This window comes from Ilyomonas limi (assembly GCF_005233845.1).
GTDB classification, from domain to species: Bacteria; Bacteroidota; Bacteroidia; order Chitinophagales; family Chitinophagaceae; genus Ilyomonas; species Ilyomonas limi.
This window is the reverse complement of the sequence record NZ_SZQL01000020.1, coordinates 91,324-98,470: the sequence shown is the minus strand read 5'-3', so window position 1 is coordinate 98,470 and position 7,147 is coordinate 91,324. Positions and strand designations below refer to the sequence as shown.

The window sequence follows — 7,147 nt, the reverse complement described above, 5'->3', positions numbered from 1 at the left end:
GGACATACATAATGATACAATAAAACTGATACATTATGACTCTTATGGATATATTCACTCACTACATAAAGATAATACCAAAGGCGAAGCAGAGCTTCGCGGAACTAACCCCAAGAGATTAGAAATAAGCTAGCTAACAGTGTACTCAGCCACCTAAAATTAAGGTATGTAATCAAAGCTATTTCCTTCTCGGCAGCGATAAGGCTGTCCATTAGGTGCAAATAGCAGATACAAACTTACCGGCTTCCCGGTTGAGAATAAGTAGTGTGGAATATGTACATAAAAATTAGTCAAACGCAACACTGATATTATACTTATTGCTAAATAGCAAACGCATGTTTCATATAGCATCTCTAAGCCTGTATTTTGCCGGTAAGTCCGGTTTCAGGCACACTACTCCTAACTTTTGTTAGTTTTCGGTTAAAAGCCTGTTTTTTAATGCGAAAGGAACGTTTTTTACGTTTATATAAATTAAACTTTTATTCTTTTAGCAGTCTATTATAATGTCTTTTCGTACTTTCAATTAAGTGGCATATTGATAGATACATTTTATAAAAACATTTAAAAACAAAATTGCAGCCATGAAATTTAATTTTCGTTTTCTTCCCCTTGCAGTACTTGTGACGTTGCTGGCTGTATCCTGTTCTACTACCCAAAAAGCGTATGGACAGGATGATTATGACAATAATGGTTATAGCAATAACGACAATTACGACAACAGCGATAATTATGCTCAGAACGGCGATAATTATCAAGGCGACGAGGAGCCTTTGATACAGCCTGACCAGGATGTAACCTTCGACCAGTTTTACAACGATTTAAGTCCGCATGGCCGCTGGATAGATTATCCGAGCTATGGACGTGTGTGGGTTACAAATATATCAGGCTTCCGCCCTTATTATACCGGCGGACACTGGGCTTACACACATTATGGCTGGACCTGGGTATCCGATTATGATTGGGGCTGGGCTCCCTTCCACTACGGACGCTGGGCTTTTGATGCTGCTTATGGATGGTTTTGGGTTCCGGGTTACACTTGGGGACCGGCCTGGGTAAGCTGGCGTCATGGTGGTGATTATTATGGCTGGGCACCTTTATCTCCCGGCATTAACGTAAGCATCGGTGTTGGTTTTGGCGGTGGTATTGCAGCAGCAAACTGGGTATTTATGCCGCACCGGTATATGGGTCATCGCAATATTTCGCCCTATTATGTAAATACGCGCCGCAACACTACTATTATCCGCAACACTACTATTATCAACAATACCAATGTGTATAAAAACACGCGGTATGTAGTAGGTCCGCAAAAGCAGGAAGTTGAGCGCTATACCGGACGTCGCATACAGCCTCAAAACATCTATGTTTCTAACCGTACTAATGTGCAAAGGCAGGATAATAGGGGCATTCACCTTTATCGTCCACAGCCAAAAACGGTTATAAACAACAGGAATGTGGTTAAAAACAATGTGCAGAATAATAATACGAATGTTATTCAAAACAATAATAATAACAACGCACAGCAGCATACCAACCGCAACAACCTGCCCGCCAGAGCCTGGAACAGCCAGCAGCAAAACAGACCGGATAATGATGCCGTAAATAATAACAATAGCAAGCAGCAAAGGAACAACAGACAGCAACGTATAACACAAAGAAGGCAGCAAGAGTTGAATAACCAGCAACAGCAGCAAAATAACCGCAAGCAAAGATTGCAGGAAATGCAGAATAATCAGCGCCAGCAAAACATGCAGCCGGATAATAGCAGGCAACAACAGCAACGTCAGCAGGAGTTGCAAAACCGTCGCCAGCAGGATATGATGATGCGTCAGCAGCAAAATGATCGCCGCCAGCAACAGTTGGAGCAGCAACGCCAGCAACAACAAATACGGCAACAGCAACAAAGGCAATCGCAAATGCAGCAAAGACAACAACTACAACAACGCCAGCAGCAAATGCAAAACAGGAACTTTAGCAATAACGCTCCGCAAAATGGTGGCAGGCAATTTCAGCCTCAACAGCACAACAGGAAAAATGGATAAATAATCAATCAACTTTGATGAAAATAAAAGCGGCTTTCACTTGAAAGCCGCTTTTATTTTAAAATTGTACTATTTTTAATTGACTAATTTACCATGCTTTATAGTTTCTACTTGCAGCTAAACGCTTGCTGCTTGTAACCTGATTAAAACCGATATTAACTATAAAAATATTATACTGCAAACGAACTGCCGCAGCCGCAGGTAGAGGAAGCATTCGGGTTTTTAAAAGTGAAGCCGCGATTATTCAGCCCATCCAGCCAATCTATTTGCATACCATACAAATAAAGTTCATGGTTTTTATTCAAAACACAAGGTATACCTTCTATATCAAAATCAACATCGCCTTCCTGCTCATCATCAAACCCCAATACATAGGAAAGACCGGTGCAACCACCACCCTTCACACCAACGCGCAGTTTTTTAGAAGTATCGAAATCCGGCTCGCTCATCAGTCGCTTCAGTTCTTTTACTGCACTGGCAGACAGGCTTACGGGAGCTGTTGTTATCATTTCCATACAAAAATATTTTCTACAAAAATAAACAATCCCTCTTTAACGCTTTTATAATGCGCAGGTATTCATCCAAAAGATGACCTTTCGCTTACATTTGTAAAAATTAGTTCATGGAAATTTCATCCAATATAGTACTGGGTATCCTGGCAGTTTTGCTCATTGCTTTTGTATATTATCTGTTTACCAACAGAAGCAAGGAGCCTGAAGGTAAAGAAGCTGCTAATAGTGCCACACGGCAAATGCAGTTAGCAGCCTATGAGCGTTTAATACTGCTCGTTGACCGTATTTCGCTGCCCAATTTAATCAGCCGCCTCAATCAACCGGGCGCTACTGCCAAAGAAATGCAGCATTTGCTGGTGCAAAGCATCAAGCAGGAATATGAGTATAATATTTCGCAGCAGATTTATGTAAGCGCCGATGCCTGGGGTGCCATTAAAAACCTGAAAGAGCAAAACATCCTCGTAATCAACCAGTTTGCCAACACCCTGCCGCCACAGGCTACCGGACTTGACCTGAACAAGTTTTTGCTGGAGTATTTAATGAATGATAAGAAAGGTGCGCTGCACGAAGTAGTGAGCGAAGTGCTCAGCTACGAAGCAAAGAAGCTATTGTAGAATTAATCCTGGATAATAAATTGCAGAGCTGCTAATTAATTTTGGTATAATGCTCCTTTCTATACGGTGTATGAATAAGCCATGCTAACCAGTTTTATCAGCACTTTTAACCTTTATCATCCGTACAATCATTAGCCATACTGTCTAATCTGTCAATGGTCATCTAACAGATGTCAACTACTTTTGCTGTCAACTCCAACTTGCCATGTCTCAAAAAATTACCACCGATTCCGGCATTGAAATAAAGCCTGTTTATACGGCAAAAGATACTCAAAACAAGCCGTAAGAATTGCCTGGACAATTCCCTTTTACACGCGGTATTCAGCCCGATATGCACCGTGGCAAGTTATGGACCATGCGGCAATATGCTGGTTTTTCAACCGCCGAAGAAAGCAACCACCGTTATCACTATCTATTGTCGCCAGGAGTAAATGGCTTAAGTGTAGCTTTTGATTTGCCTACCCAAATCGGCTACGACAGTGATCATCCGCTCGCCGAAGGTGAGGTAGGCAAAGTAGGTGTGGCAATAGATAGCATAGAAGACATGCAACGCCGTTTTAAGGGCATTCAACTGCAAAACATTATTACCTCGATGACCATCAATGCTACTGCATACATTTAACTGGCATTGTATGTTGCAGTGGCAAAACAGCAAAGTGCCGATTTATCCACTATAAGCGGAACCATCCAAAATGATATCCTGAAAGAATACGCTGCACGCGGCACATACATTTATCCGCCCAAGCTTTCCATGCGCATCATTACCGATGTGTTTGAATGGTGCAGCCACGAATTGCCTAAATGGAATACCATTTCTATTTCGGGCTATCACATTCGCGAGGCAGGCAGTACGGCAGTGCAGGAGGTTGCTTTTACATTGGCAAATGGCAAGGCATACGTGCAGGCTGCTTTGCAAAAAGGCTTAGATATCAATGTGTTTGGTAAGCGGCTTTCTTTTTTCTTTAATGCACACAACAACCTTTTTGAAGAAGTGGCAAAATTCAGGGCAGCACGCCGTATATGGGCAAAGATGATGCGCAGCCTTGGTGCAACAGACGAAAAAGCGATGATGCTGCGTTTTCATGCGCAAACCGCAGACCCGCTGGGCGGGGCTTATTTTATAGAAAACCTTACGGATGAAATGGAGGCCAATGCAACAGCTTTAATAACACAAATTGATGCCATGGGCAGCAGTATTAGTGCCATAGAAAGCGGCTTTATGCAGGAGCAAATTGCGCGGAGCGCGTATGAATACCAGCAACAAATTGAAAGTGGTGATAAGATAATTGTAGGTGTGAATAAATTTTGGAGCGAAGAAGCAACAATGCCACCTTTTAAAATAGATGAAAGCATCCGGATCATTCAAACGGAACAGTTGAAGGCATTAAAAGAGAAACGGAATAATGAACAGGTAAACCACTGCTTACAACAAATAAAAATAGGTGCGCAAGGCACTGCCAATCTGATGCCTTTGGTAATTGCCGCCGTAGAAAATTTTTGCACACTTGGAGAAATAAGCGATGTGTTGCGAGGAGTGTTTGGCGAATATAAGTAAAAGCAATAGCGTATTTAATTTTTATCACATACTGCAACTGTAAGGACTGGCAGGTTTATTGAAAATGGATGTATATTGTTTATTATACAACTGCAGGAGGTGAATAATGTCTAAAACAACATGGAAGCCGCATACAGAACACGGCGATTTAAGTACAAAAGAAAAAAACGATTTGCCTGAAAGCATCTTTGCTTTTCCCAAACAGCGCAAAGAGCCATTGACAGATGCATCGCATGTTAAGAATGCACTCGCACGTTTCGATCAGGTGGAAGGTGTATCGGATGAGGACCGTGATTTGGCTTTTGCCAACATTAAAAAAGCCGCAGATCATTACGGTATCACAATTCAGGAAAAAGACTGGCACGAATTGGGTAAAAAACCGCACACTAAAAATTCATCAAAATAGGGTAAAATTTTACAGGTGTTAAGGTGTTTCTCTGCCGGGGTTCAAGGAAGAACTACAAGTAGTACTCAGAATGCGTGCATAATTGGAGGAATGAAGCAACCTATGCCTTAAATCATTATTGATGGCGGTTTTGACTATATTATAATCCTCAGATTGCTTCACTCGCGCTCGCAATGAGGTTGCTCTCTACGCTCACAAGTCCATGTTCTTTGCTCAGGTCTTGGCAAAGACATGTTTATTCATAACTTTCCTCTTCGTACAACTTTGTGCCCGCGTTTTTACGGTTCAGAACAGCTTTTATTCCTCATTCAACTTCGCTGTATAAGCTTCCATTTCTTCGGGCGAAAGGGTGATGAGCACTTTGTCTATACGCTGCCCGTCCATATCAACTATCTCAAAGGTAAAACCGCGGTATTCCAGCTTGTCGCCAGTTACCGGTATGCGTTCTAAGTGATACAGGATAAAGCCGGCAAGTGTATTAAAATCATCTTCCTCCTCGTCATTTCCCAACCAGTCGGTTTTGTAAAAGTGCGACAGGAAATTGAAAAAGGGCAACTGAGCATCCACCAAAAAACTTCCGTCTTCACGTGCTACAATCTCGTAGTCTTCTTCGTGCGGCTGTGCTATATCGCCCACAATGGCTTCCAATATATCATTGAGCGTTATCATGCCTTGCAGTGTACCATATTCATCCACAATAAAAGCGTAGTGAATTTTGGAGCTTTGAAATTTTTCCAGCACGTGGTATGCTGTATTGTTTTCGGGCACATACATAGCCAGTTGGGCAATGTCTTTTAGTGGTGTTTCGGGTTGGGCAACAAATAAATCTTTTAAATAAATTACACCTTTTATCTGGTCTATACTGCCTTCGCAAAGCGGATACACCGAGTGTATATCAAATTTATTTTTCACATCGGCTACGGTAAGGTTTACGTCCAGCCATGTAATATCGCTGCGGTGCGTCATTAGCGACGTAATATTGCGGTCGCCCAGCCTGAATACGCGCTCAATAATTAACTGTTCTGCTTCTTCTATAGTGCCATGTTCAGTGCCCTCGCTAATGATCGCTTTTATTTCTTCTTCGGTTACCGGCGTTTCGTTAGGCTTAATGTTGAACAGCTTGATAATGGCATTACTGCTTTTACCCAGCAGCCAGATGAAGGGATAGGTAATACGCGAAACAATGCGCATAGGCCCGGCAATATTTTTTGCAATGCCTTCGGGGTTGCTAAGCCCTATTCTTTTGGGCACCAGCTCGCCCAACACCAGCGAAAAGTATGTAATAACAATTATCACCAGCACGGTAGCAATATTGGTGCTGTATGGGCGCACTACTTCGTAGCGGTTTAGAAAAGTAATTATATCATCCTCTATATTTTTGCCGGAGAAAATACCATTTAATAAAGTAATAAGCGTAATGGCCAACTGAACCGTAGAAATAAACTGATCGGGGTGACTGGCTAAATCGAGTGCTTCGCGGGCTTTCTTATCGCCTTTGGCAGCCTGGCTTTCCAGTCTTGCCCTGCGTGCCGAAACCAATGCCATTTCACTCATGGCAAAAACGCCATTCAGGATAATCAGCGCAAGAATTATCAGGACTTCTATCATAGTTAAACTGCAAATTTAGTTAAACAGCAATAATTTGTCCTAAAGCTTTATGCCGAATGTATAAGTAATAACTGATTGTTAGTAAATAATATACAACAGCACCGGAGAAAAGACTTATTTTTTTGCCAAAAGGTGTATTACTGTAAACAAACAATGGTTTGGCCCGTGGTTGCTTAATGTTGAAATTTCACCGTTTTTACAGTTGGTAGCCTTCTGCATTTCAGATACAGCAATGCCGTTTGTATGTTGTATTGCTCCCAAGTACTATATTATTATGCCTTTAGTGTCCAAGCTGCAGCAGTGCTGTTTTATAACCTGATTGTTGATAATTATTTTATAAGACATTCCCCACAAAAAATCCGTGACGCTATACAGTCACGGATTTTTGAAAGTTTTTGCTGTTAAATAGTCCT

General features: G+C 41.8%; 6 protein-coding genes and 1 pseudogene. 5 read left to right on the top strand and 2 right to left on the bottom strand.

Annotated elements, in window-relative coordinates; all coding sequences use genetic code 11:
• Positions 1-581: 581 nt before the first annotated feature.
• Positions 582-2,039: a DUF6600 domain-containing protein gene (locus tag FC093_RS19945; protein WP_137263580.1), complete on the top strand. Its 1,458-nt coding sequence runs from the start codon at positions 582-584 to the stop codon at positions 2,037-2,039.
• A 170-nt stretch (positions 2,040-2,209) separates the two neighbouring features.
• Here the strand turns inward: FC093_RS19945 and FC093_RS19940 are convergent, their stop codons facing one another.
• Positions 2,210-2,554 carry a HesB/IscA family protein gene (locus FC093_RS19940; protein ID WP_137263579.1) on the bottom strand — a complete coding sequence of 115 codons (345 nt, stop codon included), beginning with the start codon at positions 2,552-2,554 and terminating at the stop codon, positions 2,210-2,212.
• A 107-nt stretch (positions 2,555-2,661) separates the two neighbouring features.
• Here FC093_RS19940 and FC093_RS19935 point away from each other — a divergent pair, with 107 nt between their 5' ends.
• The 4 genes and pseudogenes from FC093_RS19935 (at position 2,662) to FC093_RS19925 (ending at position 5,126) form a co-directional block, all read left to right on the top strand.
• Complete coding sequence (locus tag FC093_RS19935; RefSeq protein ID WP_137263578.1) at positions 2,662-3,165, top strand: DUF7935 family protein; 504 nt, start codon at positions 2,662-2,664, stop codon at positions 3,163-3,165.
• Between the two features lie 289 nt (positions 3,166-3,454).
• A pseudogene (locus FC093_RS24300) lies at positions 3,455-4,249 on the top strand (methylmalonyl-CoA mutase family protein); the annotation flags it as partial.
• Positions 4,232-4,720 (top strand): methylmalonyl-CoA mutase family protein, encoded by a 489-nt coding sequence (locus FC093_RS24295; protein ID WP_317129057.1) that lies wholly within the window; start codon positions 4,232-4,234, stop codon positions 4,718-4,720. The pseudogene FC093_RS24300 and the gene FC093_RS24295, both read left to right, overlap by 18 nt.
• 106 nt (positions 4,721-4,826) lie before the next feature.
• Complete coding sequence (locus FC093_RS19925; protein ID WP_137263577.1) at positions 4,827-5,126, top strand: DUF6582 domain-containing protein; 300 nt, start codon at positions 4,827-4,829, stop codon at positions 5,124-5,126.
• Positions 5,127-5,423: 297 nt separating this feature from the next.
• Here the strand turns inward: FC093_RS19925 and FC093_RS19920 are convergent, their stop codons facing one another.
• Positions 5,424-6,734, bottom strand: coding sequence for a hemolysin family protein (locus tag FC093_RS19920; RefSeq protein WP_137263576.1), 1,311 nt, complete (start codon positions 6,732-6,734; stop codon positions 5,424-5,426).
• Positions 6,735-7,147 lie beyond the last annotated feature (413 nt).

Excerpts from the sequence above, each read along its gene's own strand:
- FC093_RS19945 (WP_137263580.1), top strand. The coding sequence starts at position 582 with ATGAAATTTAATTTTCGTTTTCTTCCCCTTGCAGTACTTGTGACGTTG.
- FC093_RS24295 (WP_317129057.1), top strand. The coding sequence starts at position 4,232 with ATGATGCTGCGTTTTCATGCGCAAACCGCAGACCCGCTGGGCGGGGCT.
- FC093_RS19940 (WP_137263579.1), bottom strand. The coding sequence starts at position 2,554 with ATGGAAATGATAACAACAGCTCCCGTAAGCCTGTCTGCCAGTGCAGTA.
- FC093_RS19925 (WP_137263577.1), top strand. The coding sequence starts at position 4,827 with ATGTCTAAAACAACATGGAAGCCGCATACAGAACACGGCGATTTAAGT.
- FC093_RS19935 (WP_137263578.1), top strand. The coding sequence starts at position 2,662 with ATGGAAATTTCATCCAATATAGTACTGGGTATCCTGGCAGTTTTGCTC.
- FC093_RS19920 (WP_137263576.1), bottom strand. The coding sequence starts at position 6,734 with ATGATAGAAGTCCTGATAATTCTTGCGCTGATTATCCTGAATGGCGTT.